This window comes from Aestuariibius insulae (genome assembly GCF_040783535.2).
Lineage (GTDB): Bacteria > Pseudomonadota > Alphaproteobacteria > Rhodobacterales > Rhodobacteraceae > Aestuariibius > Aestuariibius insulae.
In genome coordinates, this window is sequence record NZ_JBFONW020000003.1 from 267,146 (window position 1) to 281,010 (window position 13,865).

Below are 13,865 nucleotides of genomic sequence, written 5' to 3' on the forward strand. Positions count from 1 at the left end.
GAGCCCTGACATGCCCAAGGACACCCGCGACGTCGCGCAAGTTTCGACCGATCCCACCACCTCCGCCACCGGCAAGACGGCCGTGCTCTACCGCATGGCGCTGCCGGACCATCTGTGCCCGGCTGGACAGAAGTCCCGCTGGCTTCTGGACAGCAAGGGCTACGAGGTGGACGACCGCCTGTTCCGAACCCGCGCGGAGGTGGACGCGTTCAAGGCCGAACACGGGGTTCCCACCACGCCGCAGACATGGATCGAGGGCGAGCGGGTCGGCGGCTACACCGACCTGCGCGAGAAACTCACCGATTGGGATCCGAAGGCCACCACCTACAAGCCGGTGATCTATCTTTTCGCCGTGGCGGCCGCGACGGCGGTGGCGCTCAGTATCGGGTTCCTCGGCGGGATTGGCTGGCAGACGCTCGGCTGGGCCATCTCGATGATGATGATCCTCCTGGGCATGCAGAAGCTCCGCGACATCGAGAGCTTCTCCACGATGTTCCTCAACTACGACGTGCTGGCCCGGAAGTGGGTGCCTTATGCCTATATCTACCCATGGGTCGAGACCTTCGCGGGCGTGCTGATGATGGGCATGCTGCTCACGTGGCTCGCCGCGCCCGCCGCACTGTTCATCTCGACCATCGGCGCGTGGAGCGTGTTCAAGGCGGTCTATCTCGACAAGCGCGAGCTGAAATGCGCCTGCGTGGGCGGCGGGACGAACGTGCCGCTCGGCTTCGTCAGCCTGACCGAGAACCTCGCCATGATGGGCATGTCGATCGTCATGCTGTGGATGCTGCTGACGTGAGGTCCTCGTCGGCGTCCGGCGCGACTGTATGAGCGGGTCGCGGCGCAGCCTGCTTCTCGACGGCCTCGCCGTCGCAGGCGCCTACTTCCTGCTGCGTGACGGTATCCCAGCCCTGCGATCGCGCTTCGCGTCCCTGGAGTTCACCGTGCTCGACAGCCCCGATGGGTTCCGGCGCATCGCGGGCGGCCAGACCAGCTCCGGCGGGTTCGATCCGTTCGTCGGTCTGGATGCGAACCCCCAAGGCCGTCCCGATACGTCGGAGGCCCGAGCCGCCGTCGAAACCGACCTCTGCGGCACCCTCTTCGCGGGATGGTCGGGCGATCCAGACGTCGTCCCGATCGCGTCCTTCTCTGACTACAACTGCCCGATCTGCCGGATCACCACACGCCGCCTGGCCCAACTGGACGCCGTCACGGAGGGCGGCGCGCGGATCACATGGCACGAGCTGCCCATCCTCGGCGAGACATCCCTCCTCGCCGCGCGTGCGGCGCTGGCCGCGGATCGGCAAGGCGCCTACGCCGCGTTCCACGACCGCCTGCTGCGGAGTCCCTTCCGGGCGACGCCGGAATACCTCCAAGCCGTGGCCGCCGATCTCGATCTCGACCATGATCGGCTCGCCGCCGATATGACGAGCGAGGCGGTCTCGGACCGGATCGCCCGCAGCCTGGCGCTCCGCGCCCTGTTCAGCTTCGCGGGCACGCCCGCGATCGTGATCGGGCGGACGGTGGTGGAAGGGGATGTCGAGAAAGCGACGCTCGCACGGCTTGTCGAGATGGAGCGGGAAGAGGGACCGCCGCCCGCCTGCTCGGGCGTTTGACCGCGACTGGGAAACGTTTCTCAGGGTATACCCACAGAATACGGAGGGGTAGAGATGATCCTCGACTTGACATGACAATGCATATGCATTACCTGTCCTGCCATCCACGAACTTGTTCGCACAGGAGGCTGCAATGGCCACGCTCGCCGAAGACGTCTCGAAGCTGACCGATCGTTACCAGACGACGGTGCCGAGCGGCGTGCGCAAGCAGCTGAAGCTCGGCAAGGGCGACCGGATCCGCTATCGCACCGAGCCGGGCGGCCGGGTCTATATCGAGGCCGTCCGAGCCGATGAGAGCGATCCTGCGGTCGGGGCGTTCCTCGATTTTCTCGAAGCCGACATCACGGCCCATCCCGAGCGTGTGCGGGCCTTCGACGGGGCGCTGCACGATCGCCTCCAGGCGCTCGTCGGCGACATCGATGTCGACCTGGATGCGCCGCTCTCGCCAGATGACGAATGACGGACAAGCCCGCTGACGCACCGCTCGTCGTCAACGGCTGGTCGATCTACGCGCACCCTCTCTTCCTCGATCAGCTCGAAGGGCTGATCGAGGAGGTCGAACAGCGCAAGGCGCGCGATCCCAGGACCTGGCGGAAGAAGAACTGCACGAAGCGGCTGGCGGCCATCCTCAAGCTGGTGCGCGAGAACATTCCGGCCGATCCGGGCGCTCCGGCATTCCGGCAGGGCGACACGCTCGGCGAGACCCGCAAGCATTGGTTCCGGGCAAAGTTCTTCCAGCAGTACCGGTTGTTCTACCGCTTCAACAGCGAGGCGAAGGTGATCGTGCTCGCTTGGGTGAACGACGAACAAACTTTGCGGGCCTATGGCAGCCGGACCGACGCCTACGCAACCTTCAGGGGAATGCTCGCCAGTGGCAACCCGCCCGACGATTTTAAGGCGCTTATGAAAGAGGCAGCCGCGGCGGCGGAGCGGTTCGCGGATGGCTTAGAGGTGGCGCCGGGCCGCTAGGCGCGACCTGCGTCGTCTTCATCTTCACGTTCCATCTCCTCCGCGATCTCTCTCCGGAACACCGATCCTTTCGCCAGCCGCCGCCCCAGCGCTTCCAAGAAGCCGTCGTAGCGCTCGCCGCCCTTCTGTTGCGCGGCGTCCCGATGCGCCTCGGGAGGCACCGGCATGACGGTCAGCCAGTGGCGGACGAAGAGCGCGAGGGTCTCGATCGCGATGGACTGGTCGCGCTCCAGCCGGTCCTGGGTCCGATTGAGGCGATCGAGCCGTGCCGACAGCGCGGCCTCCTGACGCTCGCTTTCGTCGGGGGTGACGAAGGACGCGATGGCCGCTTCGGCGACGAGGGAGAGGGAGCGCCCGCGCCGATCGGCATAGGCTTCGAGCTCGGCCATGATCGCCGGCTCAAGATAGACGGAGAGGCGGCGCTTGCGCATGGCCTCAGAGCTCGATGTCGTCATTCGGGTCGAGCGCGGCCTGGCGGGCGACGGTGCCGAAGCGCTGGCGCATCGCTCGCGCGCGGACGGCGTCCTCCTCGGCTTCGTCCGGTGCCGGGTCCTCGTCGAAGGCGAACTCGCGGGACGCCTCGCTGTCCTCCGAGCTGAGCGCGACCTCCACGGGCAGGTCCGGCGCCCGCCGCAGCCCGCCCTCCGCCTCCGTCCTGGCCTCGTCCGGATCGCCGGTGTTTGCTCCTGCCTTCTTTGGCGCGTAGATCGGCGGCCGGTCGGACCAATCGTCCGTCGGCCGCTCAGACGTCGACGCGGCCTCCTGGGGATCGGGCGACGCCAGCACGCGGCGCTGGAGCTGCGGGTCTTCGTAGTAACGCGCCTTCTTCGCCCGGATCGGCGGTGCGCCCGAGACCAGCACCAACTCGTCCGTCGGCGGCAGCTGCATGACCTCGCCTGGTGTGAGGAGCGGCCGCGCCGTCTCCTGCCGCGAGACCATCAGGTGCCCGAGCCAGGGGGAGAGCCTGTGCCCGGCATAGTTCTTCATCGCCCGCATCTCGGTGGCGGTGCCGAGCGTGTCCGAGATCCGCTTGGCCGTCCGTTCGTCGTTGGTCGCGAAGGCGACCCGGACATGGCAGTTGTCGAGGATCGCGTTGTTTGGCCCGTAGGCTTTCTCGATCTGGTTGAGCGACTGCGCGATCAGGAAGCTCTTGAGCCCGTAGCCCGCCATGAAGGCGAGCGCGCTCTCGAAGAAGTCGAGGCGTCCTAGCGCGGGGAACTCGTCGAGCATCAGGAGGAGCCGGTGCTTGCGCCGCGCGCCCTCCAGCTCCTCGGTCAGCCGTCGGCCGACCTGATTCAGGATCAGGCGCACCAGCGGCTTCGTCCGCGCGATGTCCGAGGGCGGCACGACCAGATAGAGCGTCGCGGGCCGGTCGCCCTCGACGAGATCGGCGATGCGCCAGTCGCAGCGGCTGCTGACCTCGGCGACGACGGGATCGCGATAGAGGCCGAGGAAGGACATGGCGGTCGAGAGGACGCCGGAGCGTTCGTTGTCCGACTTGTTGAGAAGCTCGCGCGCCGCGCTGGCGACCACCGGGTGCGGGCCGGTCTCCAGATGCGGCGTGGTCATCATCAGCCGCAGCGTGGTCTCGATGGGCTGGGCGGGATCGGAGAGGAAGGTGGCGACGCTGGCGAGGGTCTTGTCGGCGTCGGCATAGAGGACGTGGAGGATCGCGCCGACCAGGAGCGCGTGGCTGGTCTTCTCCCAGTGGTTGCGGCGTTCGATCGAGCCTTCGGGATCGACGAGGATGTCGGCGATGTTCTGGACGTCGCGGACCTCGCTGGCGCCGCGGCGGACCTCGAGGAGCGGGTTGTAGGCGGCGCTCGCAGCATTGGTCGGATCGAAGAGCAGCACGCGCCCGAAGCAGGCGCGCCAGCCGGCGGTGAGCTGCCAGTTCTCGCCCTTGATATCGTGCACAATGGCCGAGCCGGGCCAGGTCAGCAGCGTCGGCACGACGAGCCCGACGCCCTTGCCGGACCGGGTCGGCGCGAAACAGAGCACATGCTCGGGTCCGTCATGGCGCAGGTAGCGACGATCCCAGCGACCTAGCACCGCGCCGTCCGGCGAAAGCAGGCCGGCGGCCTCGACATCCGTCTCTTCGCCCCACCGGGCCGAGCCGTAGGTCTCGACGGTCTGGTCCTCGCGCGCACGGAAGAGGCTCATGGTGATCGCGACTCCGACGGTGACGAAGCCGCCGAGCCCGGCGATGATGGCGCCTTCGACGAAGACCCGTGGCGCATAGGCGTCGTACCAATACCACCAGAGGAAGAAGGCGGGCGGCGGATAGATCGGCCAGCCGCCGAGCTCGAACCAGGGCGCGCCGAGCTGGGCCTGGAAGCTGAGCCGCCACGCGACCCATTGCGTCGCCGCCCAGACGAAGGCGAGGGCGGTCGTCGAGGTCGCGAGGATCTGACCCCAGAGGATCTTGCCGGCTTGCATAGGGCGAGTTGGCGAAGGATGTGGAGCAGAGGCAAGCGGTAGCGTGTCACCATCGCAGTCGTGGCGGCTCCCGCGCGCAGATCGGCGGGCCAGATGACAAACGCGCCGATCCGATCGAATCCTGCAAGGCTTCGTCCCGATCGGAAAAGGCAGACCAAGCAGCCCGCGCTATCCTGAAGGCTCGTCATGACCGATCGGGTGGTCCCTGGCCCGCGCTCATGGCGCCGCACGACCCAGCCTGTCCTCATGGCGGCGCCCCCCGTTCCGACTGCCCCGGAACGGGGCGCGAGCCGGTCAGACGCCACGTGTCTTCAAGCGCCCGAGGTCCCAGTCCACGCCCGATCCGCTCGCGACGCCGGTGACGTGCCGGCCGAGCTTGCGCTCCAGCGGCTGGGACCAGGGGACGAGCTGGAAGCCGGTGCCGTCGTCGATCATGGCGAAGCGGCCGGAGGCGAGCGAGAGGCGCCGGGCCATGGTGCCGGAAACGGTCCCGCCATCTTCGACGGCCCGATAGGTCAGTCCGGTCTCGGCTGCGATCTTCTCGGCGGTCGCGGTTAGCTCCCGGTCCCGGAGCGTGGCGAGGAGGTTGCGGGCGAGCACGTGCCGCTGGCCATGCCGTTCGGCCAGACCCTGCCGTTCGAGATGGTCGAGCCGCGCCCCCATCGCCTCCCGGACTTCGCCGCCGAAGCCGGTCTCGGCTATCGCCATCGATGTCTTCGCGACCAGCCGCCGGTCGAGCCAGGTCGCACCGTCGGCCGTCGTCTGTGCCGCGAGGTCGAGATCGGAGCGGACCGAAACCACCAGTCGGGATCGGCGCGGGTCGATAGCCTCGGTCCAGCGCGCTTCGACCACGGCGCCGATCGGCGCATCGCTCGCCGCCTCGAGATCGGCGAGGCCGACATGGTGGCTACGCCCGTCGATCCCCTCGATGACGACGAAGGCGGAGCCGGTCAGCTCGTCATCGAGCCCGCGCGCCGCGAGCCGACCGAGAACGGAGGACCCGGGTCGCGTGCCGTCGAGGTCGAAGCTCGACAGTCCACGGGTCTGGGCCTTCTCCGCGCCGAGCGCATCGTGCAGCCGCGCGATGATGTCACCGCGGCGCTGCAGGGCGCCCAGCTTTGGCTCGACGTCGTCCGACAATCGCCATTGCGAAGTTCCGACCGGTTGGGCAAGGCCGAGCCCTTCTAGCTTGCGCATCCGGCCGATCTTCGCGGCGTCGAACGCATCGGGCCGTTCGCCGAAGCGGGGGCGCAGGTCGACGACGCCATCGACCGCCTCCCTCTGCAGCGTCCGGTCGAGACCGGTCCAGCGATCGGCCTCGACCTCCCGCATCACGCTCGCTTCGATGTCGCGTTCGCTGCGCGGTCCGAGCTCCAGCGTCGCGCGTTCGCTCGCCCGGTGCCGCAATCCGGCGCTGATATAGTCCCGCGAGATCGTGAGCGTCTCGCCGTGCTGGTCGACGCCGCGCAGCAGGACGTGGACATGCGGATGTTCGGTATTCCAGTGATCGACGGCGATCCAGTCGAGCTCCGTGCCGAGATCGCGTTCGGCGGTCGCCATCACGTCCCGCGTAAAGGTCGTCAGGTCCGCGAGCTCGTGGGCGTCCTCGGGCGAGACGATGAAACGGAAATGATGCCGGTCGTCGGCGCAGCGCTCGGCGAAGGCATTTCCGTCGGCGCTCTGGTCCCCGGCATCGAAGAAGCGCCCCGGTTCGCCCTCGCGGCTGACGCCGTCGCGCTTGAGATAGATGAGATGCGCGCCGAGCGGCGCGGATCGCTTCCCATGGCGGACGACGCGCGCCTTCACGGTGACACGCCGGGCGCTCGGTCCGACCTGCCGACCGGCCCGGAAGGCGGCGGAACCGCCGCGCCCATGGCTCGTGCGCCGCGTTGCGATCCGCTTGCCCTTTGAGAGCCCGCCGGCCTTCTGCGCGGCGCGCAGCGCTTGCGCGACGAACGGCTTGGCGCGCGGTGTGCGCGTCGAGCGGATGCGGCCCGGCCGGAGGCGGAGATCGTCGTCGCGGCTCACGGCTGGATCGCCCACGATGTGTGGAAATCCTCGGAAAATAAGCGACTTGCAGCTGACTGCAAGGTGCCGGTGCCGGCTACACATCGCGCGAAGCTGTTGTTCCCGCGCGCAAAAGCGCCCGACCGACCCCGCCACACCTCGCGGCCTTTATCTTGCCATCCCTTCCTTCCGTCTTCTGTTCCGCCCACGCTCCCTACCCGGTCTACGCTGGAGCCACCGAGAACACGATGCATTGCGATCCAGGTCATGGGCCCTCCCTCCGAGTTGAGCGATCGACGAAGATCGACCGAGGCTGCGACTAGTCAGCAGATCGACCGTCCGTCGGTGGGCCGGCCGACGGGGCGCTTTCGGACAAGCCGCTTGCAGCGCGGCGGTTATCCGACGGCTCATCGATCGGCGTAGCTATGCCGGATAGCGGCACGAAGATGGGCGAGGCGTGAGGATCAACGGCGCGTGTTGCGGGTGCGGGTCCGCCGCCGATCCGCGGCAGGATCGCGGCGACATAGGCGCGGGTCTCGCGCGGCAGCGCTCGGCCGGTTGCCAGCCACTCGTCCACCCGAGCTGGACCCGCATTGTAGGCGGCCAACATAGGCGCAACCTCGCCATAGCGGTCGTACATCTCGCGCAGGTAGGCGGTACCGCCGAGGACATTCGCGCGCGGATCGAATGGGTCGGACCCGAGCCGATAGCGCGCGGTCAGTTCCGCCCAAGTCGTGGGCATGATCTGCATGAGGCCCTGCGCGCCCTTCAGCGAGACGGCGCGTGGATCGCCACCGCTCTCGTGCGCCATGACCGCCCAGATCCACGCCTCCGGGATGCCGAAGCGCTGCGTCGCCTCGGCGACGAAGCGCGCATAGGGCGAGGCCGCTGCCGTACGAGCGCTCTGCTGCGCGAGGGCTCCATCATTGTTCGCTGGGACGACGGCGAGGAAGCTGAGAACGAGCATGGGAACGAGCCGCCGGATGGCCGATCGATTGCACCGGCGAGGGTGCTGCCGTCGCGGCCACTTGGCGGATGCGGCGCGTCTCACGTCCCGCCCTCCGTCCAGAGCGGCACCGCGCGGCCGCTCAGGGTCGCACGCGGCAACGGGCCGACATAGCGTCCGTCGAAGGAGTCCGGCGCGTCCGCGTTGAGCAGGAACACCTCATTCGGGCCGAGCAGGCGGCAGCCCGACCAAGCCGGCATCGGGCGGTCGAGGCTGTCCGTCGACCGCGCCTTGGCGACGGTCTCACCGTCGATCCGGATGACGAGTCCGTCGCGGCAAACATGTTGTCCCGGCAGCGCCGCGACCCGCTTCAGGATCGGCAGCCCGGCCGCGAGATAGCCGCGTTCGGAAAGTAGCGCGTCGATATCGTCCGGTGGATCGACGAGGGCCAGATCGCCGAGGGCCGGCGCATCGAGCGGATGCACAGCGTAGAGCCCGACCGGAACGCTCGGACTGGCGTTCCAGACCAGCCGCGTCGGCAGCTGCAAAGCGGCCGGAAGCGCGACCAGCGCGATCGCCGCGGCGCCGAGGACAAGCATCTGCCTCATCGTGTGAGCGCCTTGCGCAGCTCCCAGGCGCGATGCCGGGACGAGGAATAGGGTTCGGGCGGCCGACCGGTAAGGAGCCGGTTCTGGACCTGCCGCCAGTGGTCCAGGCAGATGCGCTCGGGCTGCCAGCCGTCCGCCTCGATCGCGTCGATGACGGCGAGCGCCGCCGCGACCTTCGGCCAGCCGGAGAGCCGCAGAAGGCTCGCCCCGCCGGGCGTCACGCACGGAACGCCCAAGCCGCTCTCGCCAGGTCCCAGAGTTCGCAGGACGTCGATCCGCGAGGCAGTCGTCCCGTAGGTGTTGCCCTGCCAGCGGACCAGCGCGAAATTCGCGCCCGGTGCGAAGGCGACGATGCGGCGGTGGCAGTCGAGGATACGCTCGCGTGAGGGTCGCCCGAACCGGATCCACCGCTCTTCCCGGCCTTCCTCCCAGACCAGCTCGACCTCGGTAAGCGCGCTCATGACCTGCCACCCTTTCGTCCCGGCAGGCGGCCGTGGTCCGACAGTGCGCGGCGCAAATGCTCGCCGAAGCTTCTGAAGTTAGACTCTCTGTTAGACTCGTTACCGGCCGGACTTTGCGCGCGATCCCAGAGGCCTGGTTGGGACTCGTGCGCCTGATCTGCCGATACGCTTGCGCCCGTTCTGCCGAGTGGGTTTGCGCCCGATCTGCCGATATCCCGGAGTCCAGCCGCCAATCTATCCACAGGGCTCGCCGGCCAGAAGCGGAGCAGCTCTTCGCCGCGATCGTCGCGCTCGATGCGCAGCGCGTAACCGGGTAGCGGCTGGCGCTGGACGATGCGGCGCAGGTCGAGTGCGAAATCGGAATAGCGCGCGAGGCTGCCGGACTTCGCGTGGAGGTGCCGGAACTGGAACGCCCAGCCGCGCGGCTGGCGCCCGCCATGCTTGCGCGCGACGCGGTAGAGCCAGCGCTCGATCCCACCCCTCAGCCGGAAGTAATCCGGATCGATGGTGAGGACGAGCGAGCGATCGAGGACGCCGCGATAGAACCAGTCGGGCAGGACCAGTTCCAAGCCTTCGGACCGTCCGGTGGCGAGGACGCACTCCTCCCATTCGTTGATCCAGGAGAATTGATGGCGCTGCCAATGCGGGCCGTTACGGATCGTGGTGCGCACTGAGGTCGATTGGAGCCGCGCCAAGGCGCGCTTCAGGAGGTCGTATTGCTGCTTGCCGGTGCCGCGACCGACGGCGGTCAGGAACTGATAGGGCGTGAAGCGAACGAAGCGCGAGGTCGGCAGGCCGGCATCGGCGGCCTCGACGAGCTGGCTGCCGGCCCAGATCAGGATGTCGGCATCCCAGATCGAGGCCATGCCGTGTTCCGGGACGGCGTGGACCTCCAGTTCGATCGCGCCCGAGCGGTAATGGATCGGTCTCACCCGGCGCGATTTGGAGAGCGAGAAGAAGGGCCGCTCCATGAGGTCGCGCTGGTCGCGCCGCGGCGGGCCGTCCTGCGGCCGCGCGACGAAGGGCGTAAGCCCGGCGCGCTCGCTGAGGCTGTCGGAAGGGGTCGACATCGAATTGGTGCTGCCGTCAGCGGCGCGGTGTGCCGCCCGTGACCGGCGCGACGCCGATCTGCGGCTTGGCGGGCAGCACCTCGTCGTCCGAGATGTCAGAGGTCGAGCGCTTGAGGCCGCGATCGGCCCAGGCCTGCAGGTCCTCGACGGCGTAGACCACGCGGCCGCCGATCTTGCGGTATTTGGGGCCGGTCCCGTAGGTGCGGTGCTTCTCAAGCGTGCGGTCCGAGAGGCTGAGCAGGCGGGCGGCCTCGGGCGTCCTGAGATAGCGGGGCGGCAATCCGGCGAGGGGATCGGGCATTCGGGGTCCTCCTTGGCATCATCGGCGCCGGGGACGATCCCGCAGCGCATGGGATCGCACCCTCGGAGGGATTGCGACGTCTGCTCAGGGTCGGATTTCGGAGGGGCTAGCCGCGACCCGGCCGCTTCGGCGGGTGCAGGAGCTCGCGATAGTCGCTCGCGACATAGCGGGCACCGTCGCGCAGGAGGCGGCGGAGCGCGCTGCGCTCGGGACTGGTTGCCCAATCGGGTCCAGGCACGATCCGCATGACCTGACGGGCGATGGCGCGCTGGCCGAGGCCAGCTACGGCGAGGTCCATAGCAAAGAGCATGGCGGCTAGGCGGGCGTGGTTACGTTGTGGCCAGTCCAGTCCGCGACTTCGTCCGTTTGATCGGGGTTGGGTACCGAGATGGCGCTGCAAGCGAAGGGCGGCGTCACAGCGCTCCCGTAGATAGAGATCGGGTTGGATGTAGATGCCGAAGCGCGCGTCTTGTTTTGGCAGCCTTCTACAAAGTGGTAGGAAGAGCCGTAACGGCGGAGGCACGCCGGTGTTGGTGACGAGAATGTGCAAACCATCTTCGGCGAAGAGGACTCGATACAGGGCCGCGCGCTGACCAAGATCCAGCGCAAGACCTCCATCTACCCCAAGGTCGCGCCGACACGGCACGAGGCAGACGCAGTCGACGGCGTGGTCAGGCCGCCAAAAGAGCGGGCCGACGTCGTCGGCGCGGAGATGCCAACTCGGCGCGAAAGTGCAGCCCCCATCGCGCCGGAAGGCGATGGGGGCTCTCCTGTTCGGATTCTGGGTCGGAATTCGGCGAGGAGCCTTGTGTCGGACTTGCTGAACGGGGAGACGTCCCAGCATTTTGCCGCTCGACATCTTCGCGAAAGGCTGGGTTCCGACGCAGAAACTCCCACGCGAACTGGGCATCATCGAGGTCTAGGGCATAGCGATAGGCGGCCGGTATCCGCCAGGCGCCGGTCTCTGACATGTGCGTCTCCCGGTCAGCCGTGCGGCTCGTCCGCGACGAAGCAATTATTCAATCCGCGCGAGTTTTGCGCAAGACAGGGGGACGTTATAGCTCCTAAAGAAAAGACGATATTCATCGCCGTCCGAGCGGCAGAAACGCGTCCTTTATGCTAGAGACCATAGGTTGGAAGTTTGGTATTCTTACGACTTGCCCGCCCGATTTAATAACTCGCGATAGCCGGACTCCGACATCCACTTCGCTCGTGCCAGATGCGTCTCGAAGGTAAGGCGCGCCGCCCCGCGGTCCCTCGACGGGTCCAAGCCCAGAACGATCCGGCTGACCTCTTCCCATTCCGCCCCATCCGCGTCCGCGTCCAACAGACGTAGGTAAGTGACGAAGTGCGCACGGTCATAGGCGGTGATGTCTGTTCCGGTCGGTGCGCGAGCCGCAACGGTTACGTCGGATTTTGGGGGCGAGGTCACGGGGTTCCTCCATCGGTATTAGATAGTCTAACACGCTCGTCGAAGCTTTGCGTCGTGCCAGTCACCGAAAAGCCAACTGCAGTTTCATCAATCTCTGAGTACGTCTGCCAAAGATCGATTTAAGGCGTGACCTAGCATTTTGGGAGATATACCCCGTGGCGACATATCCGGCAATCCGGCCTCGTCCTGCGAATGGAGGATCTGCCGGAAATCGTTGCCACAAACCTACGAAAGCTTCGCCGAGACCGAGGCTTGAGCCAGGAGGAGCTCGCGCATCGGGCAGGTATCGATCGGAGTTACCTTGGCAACATTGAGCGGGCCGAGTATTCGGTGACCGTTGTCACGTTGGGAAAACTCGCGGTCGCACTGGACGTGCCGCCAGCCAAGCTCCTTGAACTTCCGGACCGACATCCGATGCGGAAGCGGCTGGTCCGTTGAAGATCGCGTTTCGATGTGTCTGGCGCGCACTGGCTCGCGCCAGTGGCGGTTGGTGATTGGCCCCGCCCGGTCACCCGGGCGGGGCTTTGCGGCGTCTCAGTCGCCGTTGGTCTTGCGGCTGCGGGACCAGATGAGGGAGTAACCGTCGCCGTCCTCGTCGTCGAAGAGGCTGGCGTAGATCGGCTGGGTGAAGCTCGGATCGTCCAGCTTGAGGCTGAGATAGGTGCGGCCCTCGTTGGAGGTCTTGGACCAGGCGGCGCCGATCTCGGCGCGGCCGACGAAGACCCGGTGGGAGGGGGCGTTCTCGTTGGCGCTGGCCTCGGAGGGGGCGATGCGGACGCCCTTGGCCTGGACGCTGAGGGTGACGATCTCGCCGGTGTATTCGTTGCCGGTCTTCTTGAAGGTTCCGATGGTGGCCATTGTAGGTCTCCTTGATGTGTTGTTCGAACCCGCGCCCATCGCGGCCTCGATGGTGATCGCAGAGGCCGGGGGCGTATCGCCGACGCAGCCTGGAAGGCCCGCAGCGTCAGCGGAGGACGGCGGAGCCGGGGCTTTCTTGGACCCGTAGGGTCGATCCGCGAGGAATGGGCGAAGCCCAGGGGAAGAAAGTCCCGGCGCAGCCGTTGCGACCGAGGCGATCGAGGCGCCAGCCGTCCCCCGGCCAGATCACATTCCGAGAGGTCCGCGGGTGGACGCGGGGGCCAGACGACACTCCATCAGGAGACCTGGCCACGCTTGGGACCGGCCCGGAAACCCCGCGCCGCGAACGGCGTAGAACGACAGGCTCTGGCGCAGAGAAGGGCGGGCGGATGTCTTCGGGACTGTTGGGAGAACGTCCCCTCCCACCGGGGCTGTGCCCAGCCAAGCCTGCCGCTTCCTCCAAGACCCGACGGCGCCTGGTTCGGGGTCAAGCCGGTCAGCCCGCTCCACCGCCCCGTTCCGGAACTCGACCCGACGAATGACGACGTGCCGTCTCTTCGCCGGTCCGCAGGTCGTTCAGGGGTATGGGGAAGACGCGGCCTCGACTGAATCGGCCGGGGCCGGCGCGCCGCCGAACAGATCGCCCATCCGGGCCCAGGCGGTTCCACCGATGATGACCGCGCCGATGCCGCCGAACACTACGCGTGCGGTCTCGGAGTCGAACCCGGCCCCCGAGAGTCCGTAGACGGCATAGTAGCCCGCCATCGCCGCCGGAGCGGCATAGACCAGAGCCACCCCGGCCTGCAGCCAGGGATTGCGGATCACCGCGACGAGGAGCTGGCCGATGATCAGCGTGGCGACGCCGGCGAGGAAGCCGAGCGCGAATGCTTCGAAGACGCCCGAGCCGCTCTCGTAGAAATGCAGGCCGACACTCATCGCCGCGAAGAAAGGCAGCGCGTAGATCGCGAGGGTGAAAAGCATCCAGAGAAGGACGCCGAGGCCGAGAAGACTGACGAGGCTACCGATGAACATGACACGTTCTCCCGTTCGAGGGGTCTGAACGCGCACCCACCTCCGCCAAGCGCTTCCGTGCGGGAAGCATAGCAGAGATCGATGCGCGATTGGAGGCTGTTGCGCAGGCGGAACGTGGCGGGACGC

The 13,865-nt window shown here is 67.4% G+C and carries 18 protein-coding genes; 5 read left to right on the forward strand and 13 right to left on the reverse strand.

The window, feature by feature from the left end; genetic code table 11:
• Positions 1-10 precede the first annotated feature (10 nt).
• From AAD018_RS10340 to AAD018_RS10355, 4 genes are all read left to right on the forward strand, one after another.
• The gene (locus tag AAD018_RS10340) at positions 11-799 is read left to right on the forward strand and encodes a MauE/DoxX family redox-associated membrane protein (protein WP_367315979.1); all 789 of its coding nucleotides are present in this window, start codon (positions 11-13) and stop codon (positions 797-799) included.
• A 28-nt stretch (positions 800-827) separates the two neighbouring features.
• Positions 828-1,616: a DsbA family protein gene (locus tag AAD018_RS10345; protein WP_367315980.1), complete on the forward strand. Its 789-nt coding sequence runs from the start codon at positions 828-830 to the stop codon at positions 1,614-1,616.
• 133 nt (positions 1,617-1,749) lie between these two features.
• The gene (locus tag AAD018_RS10350) at positions 1,750-2,076 is read left to right on the forward strand and encodes a type II toxin-antitoxin system PrlF family antitoxin (protein WP_367315981.1); all 327 of its coding nucleotides are present in this window, start codon (positions 1,750-1,752) and stop codon (positions 2,074-2,076) included.
• Positions 2,073-2,585: a type II toxin-antitoxin system YhaV family toxin gene (locus AAD018_RS10355; protein ID WP_367315982.1), complete on the forward strand. Its 513-nt coding sequence runs from the start codon at positions 2,073-2,075 to the stop codon at positions 2,583-2,585. The genes AAD018_RS10350 and AAD018_RS10355 overlap by 4 nt, the downstream gene beginning before the upstream one ends.
• On the opposite strand, the gene AAD018_RS10360 is transcribed toward AAD018_RS10355, so the two are convergent.
• The 11 genes from AAD018_RS10360 to AAD018_RS10410 all read right to left on the reverse strand — a co-directional run bounded on the left by AAD018_RS10360 (position 2,582) and on the right by AAD018_RS10410 (position 11,849).
• Positions 2,582-3,040, reverse strand: a complete 459-nt coding sequence (locus AAD018_RS10360; RefSeq protein ID WP_367315983.1) for a CopG family transcriptional regulator — start codon at positions 3,038-3,040, stop codon at positions 2,582-2,584. The two genes, AAD018_RS10355 and AAD018_RS10360, sit on opposite strands and share 4 nt — an antisense overlap.
• On the reverse strand, positions 3,021-5,024 hold the full coding sequence (locus tag AAD018_RS10365; RefSeq protein ID WP_367315984.1) for a conjugal transfer protein TraG: 2,004 nt from the start codon (positions 5,022-5,024) through the stop codon (positions 3,021-3,023). Before AAD018_RS10365 ends, AAD018_RS10360 begins: the two co-directional genes overlap by 20 nt.
• A 294-nt stretch (positions 5,025-5,318) precedes the next feature.
• Entirely contained in the window at positions 5,319-7,052 is a 1,734-nt protein-coding gene (locus AAD018_RS10370) for a relaxase/mobilization nuclease domain-containing protein (protein ID WP_367315985.1), read from the reverse strand.
• A gap of 298 nt (positions 7,053-7,350) precedes the next feature.
• Entirely contained in the window at positions 7,351-7,998 is a 648-nt protein-coding gene (locus AAD018_RS10375) for a lytic transglycosylase domain-containing protein (RefSeq protein ID WP_367315986.1), read from the reverse strand.
• Positions 7,999-8,078: 80 nt separating this feature from the next.
• On the reverse strand, positions 8,079-8,585 hold the full coding sequence (locus tag AAD018_RS10380; protein ID WP_367315987.1) for a S26 family signal peptidase: 507 nt from the start codon (positions 8,583-8,585) through the stop codon (positions 8,079-8,081).
• Positions 8,582-9,046 (reverse strand): DUF2840 domain-containing protein, encoded by a 465-nt coding sequence (locus AAD018_RS10385; protein ID WP_367315988.1) that lies wholly within the window; start codon positions 9,044-9,046, stop codon positions 8,582-8,584. The genes AAD018_RS10380 and AAD018_RS10385 overlap by 4 nt, the downstream gene beginning before the upstream one ends.
• The gene (locus AAD018_RS10390; RefSeq protein ID WP_367315989.1) at positions 9,043-10,116 is read right to left on the reverse strand and encodes a replication initiator protein A; all 1,074 of its coding nucleotides are present in this window, start codon (positions 10,114-10,116) and stop codon (positions 9,043-9,045) included. Before AAD018_RS10390 ends, AAD018_RS10385 begins: the two co-directional genes overlap by 4 nt.
• A gap of 16 nt (positions 10,117-10,132) precedes the next feature.
• Positions 10,133-10,417 (reverse strand): helix-turn-helix transcriptional regulator, encoded by a 285-nt coding sequence (locus AAD018_RS10395; RefSeq protein WP_367315990.1) that lies wholly within the window; start codon positions 10,415-10,417, stop codon positions 10,133-10,135.
• Between the two features lie 106 nt (positions 10,418-10,523).
• A complete protein-coding gene (locus AAD018_RS10400; protein ID WP_367315991.1) occupies positions 10,524-11,063 on the reverse strand; it encodes a DNA -binding domain-containing protein in 540 nt (179 codons plus the stop codon).
• Between the two features lie 25 nt (positions 11,064-11,088).
• Positions 11,089-11,388 (reverse strand): transcriptional regulator domain-containing protein, encoded by a 300-nt coding sequence (locus AAD018_RS10405; RefSeq protein ID WP_367315992.1) that lies wholly within the window; start codon positions 11,386-11,388, stop codon positions 11,089-11,091.
• Positions 11,389-11,567: 179 nt separating this feature from the next.
• Positions 11,568-11,849 (reverse strand): DNA -binding domain-containing protein, encoded by a 282-nt coding sequence (locus AAD018_RS10410; RefSeq protein ID WP_367315993.1) that lies wholly within the window; start codon positions 11,847-11,849, stop codon positions 11,568-11,570.
• Between the two features lie 192 nt (positions 11,850-12,041).
• Between AAD018_RS10410 and AAD018_RS10415 the strand changes: the two genes are divergently transcribed.
• On the forward strand, positions 12,042-12,287 hold the full coding sequence (locus AAD018_RS10415) for a helix-turn-helix domain-containing protein (protein WP_367315994.1): 246 nt from the start codon (positions 12,042-12,044) through the stop codon (positions 12,285-12,287).
• A 96-nt stretch (positions 12,288-12,383) separates the two neighbouring features.
• Here the strand turns inward: AAD018_RS10415 and AAD018_RS10420 are convergent, their stop codons facing one another.
• Positions 12,384-12,707, reverse strand: coding sequence for a DUF736 domain-containing protein (locus tag AAD018_RS10420; RefSeq protein WP_367315995.1), 324 nt, complete (start codon positions 12,705-12,707; stop codon positions 12,384-12,386).
• Positions 12,708-13,283: 576 nt separating this feature from the next.
• The gene (locus AAD018_RS10425; protein ID WP_367315996.1) at positions 13,284-13,739 is read right to left on the reverse strand and encodes a hypothetical protein; all 456 of its coding nucleotides are present in this window, start codon (positions 13,737-13,739) and stop codon (positions 13,284-13,286) included.
• Positions 13,740-13,865: the final 126 nt, after the last annotated feature.

Coding starts and splice junctions, on each gene's coding strand:
- AAD018_RS10340 (WP_367315979.1), top strand. CDS start 11: ATGCCCAAGGACACCCGCGACGTCGCGCAAGTTTCGACCGATCCCACC.
- AAD018_RS10345 (WP_367315980.1), top strand. CDS start 828: ATGAGCGGGTCGCGGCGCAGCCTGCTTCTCGACGGCCTCGCCGTCGCA.
- AAD018_RS10350 (WP_367315981.1), top strand. CDS start 1,750: ATGGCCACGCTCGCCGAAGACGTCTCGAAGCTGACCGATCGTTACCAG.
- AAD018_RS10355 (WP_367315982.1), top strand. CDS start 2,073: ATGACGGACAAGCCCGCTGACGCACCGCTCGTCGTCAACGGCTGGTCG.
- AAD018_RS10360 (WP_367315983.1), bottom strand. CDS start 3,040: ATGACGACATCGAGCTCTGAGGCCATGCGCAAGCGCCGCCTCTCCGTC.
- AAD018_RS10365 (WP_367315984.1), bottom strand. CDS start 5,024: ATGCAAGCCGGCAAGATCCTCTGGGGTCAGATCCTCGCGACCTCGACG.
- AAD018_RS10375 (WP_367315986.1), bottom strand. CDS start 7,998: ATGCTCGTTCTCAGCTTCCTCGCCGTCGTCCCAGCGAACAATGATGGA.
- AAD018_RS10380 (WP_367315987.1), bottom strand. CDS start 8,585: ATGAGGCAGATGCTTGTCCTCGGCGCCGCGGCGATCGCGCTGGTCGCG.
- AAD018_RS10385 (WP_367315988.1), bottom strand. CDS start 9,046: ATGAGCGCGCTTACCGAGGTCGAGCTGGTCTGGGAGGAAGGCCGGGAA.
- AAD018_RS10390 (WP_367315989.1), bottom strand. CDS start 10,116: ATGTCGACCCCTTCCGACAGCCTCAGCGAGCGCGCCGGGCTTACGCCC.
- AAD018_RS10395 (WP_367315990.1), bottom strand. CDS start 10,417: ATGCCCGATCCCCTCGCCGGATTGCCGCCCCGCTATCTCAGGACGCCC.
- AAD018_RS10405 (WP_367315992.1), bottom strand. CDS start 11,388: ATGTCAGAGACCGGCGCCTGGCGGATACCGGCCGCCTATCGCTATGCC.
- AAD018_RS10415 (WP_367315994.1), top strand. CDS start 12,042: ATGGAGGATCTGCCGGAAATCGTTGCCACAAACCTACGAAAGCTTCGC.
- AAD018_RS10420 (WP_367315995.1), bottom strand. CDS start 12,707: ATGGCCACCATCGGAACCTTCAAGAAGACCGGCAACGAATACACCGGC.
- AAD018_RS10425 (WP_367315996.1), bottom strand. CDS start 13,739: ATGTTCATCGGTAGCCTCGTCAGTCTTCTCGGCCTCGGCGTCCTTCTC.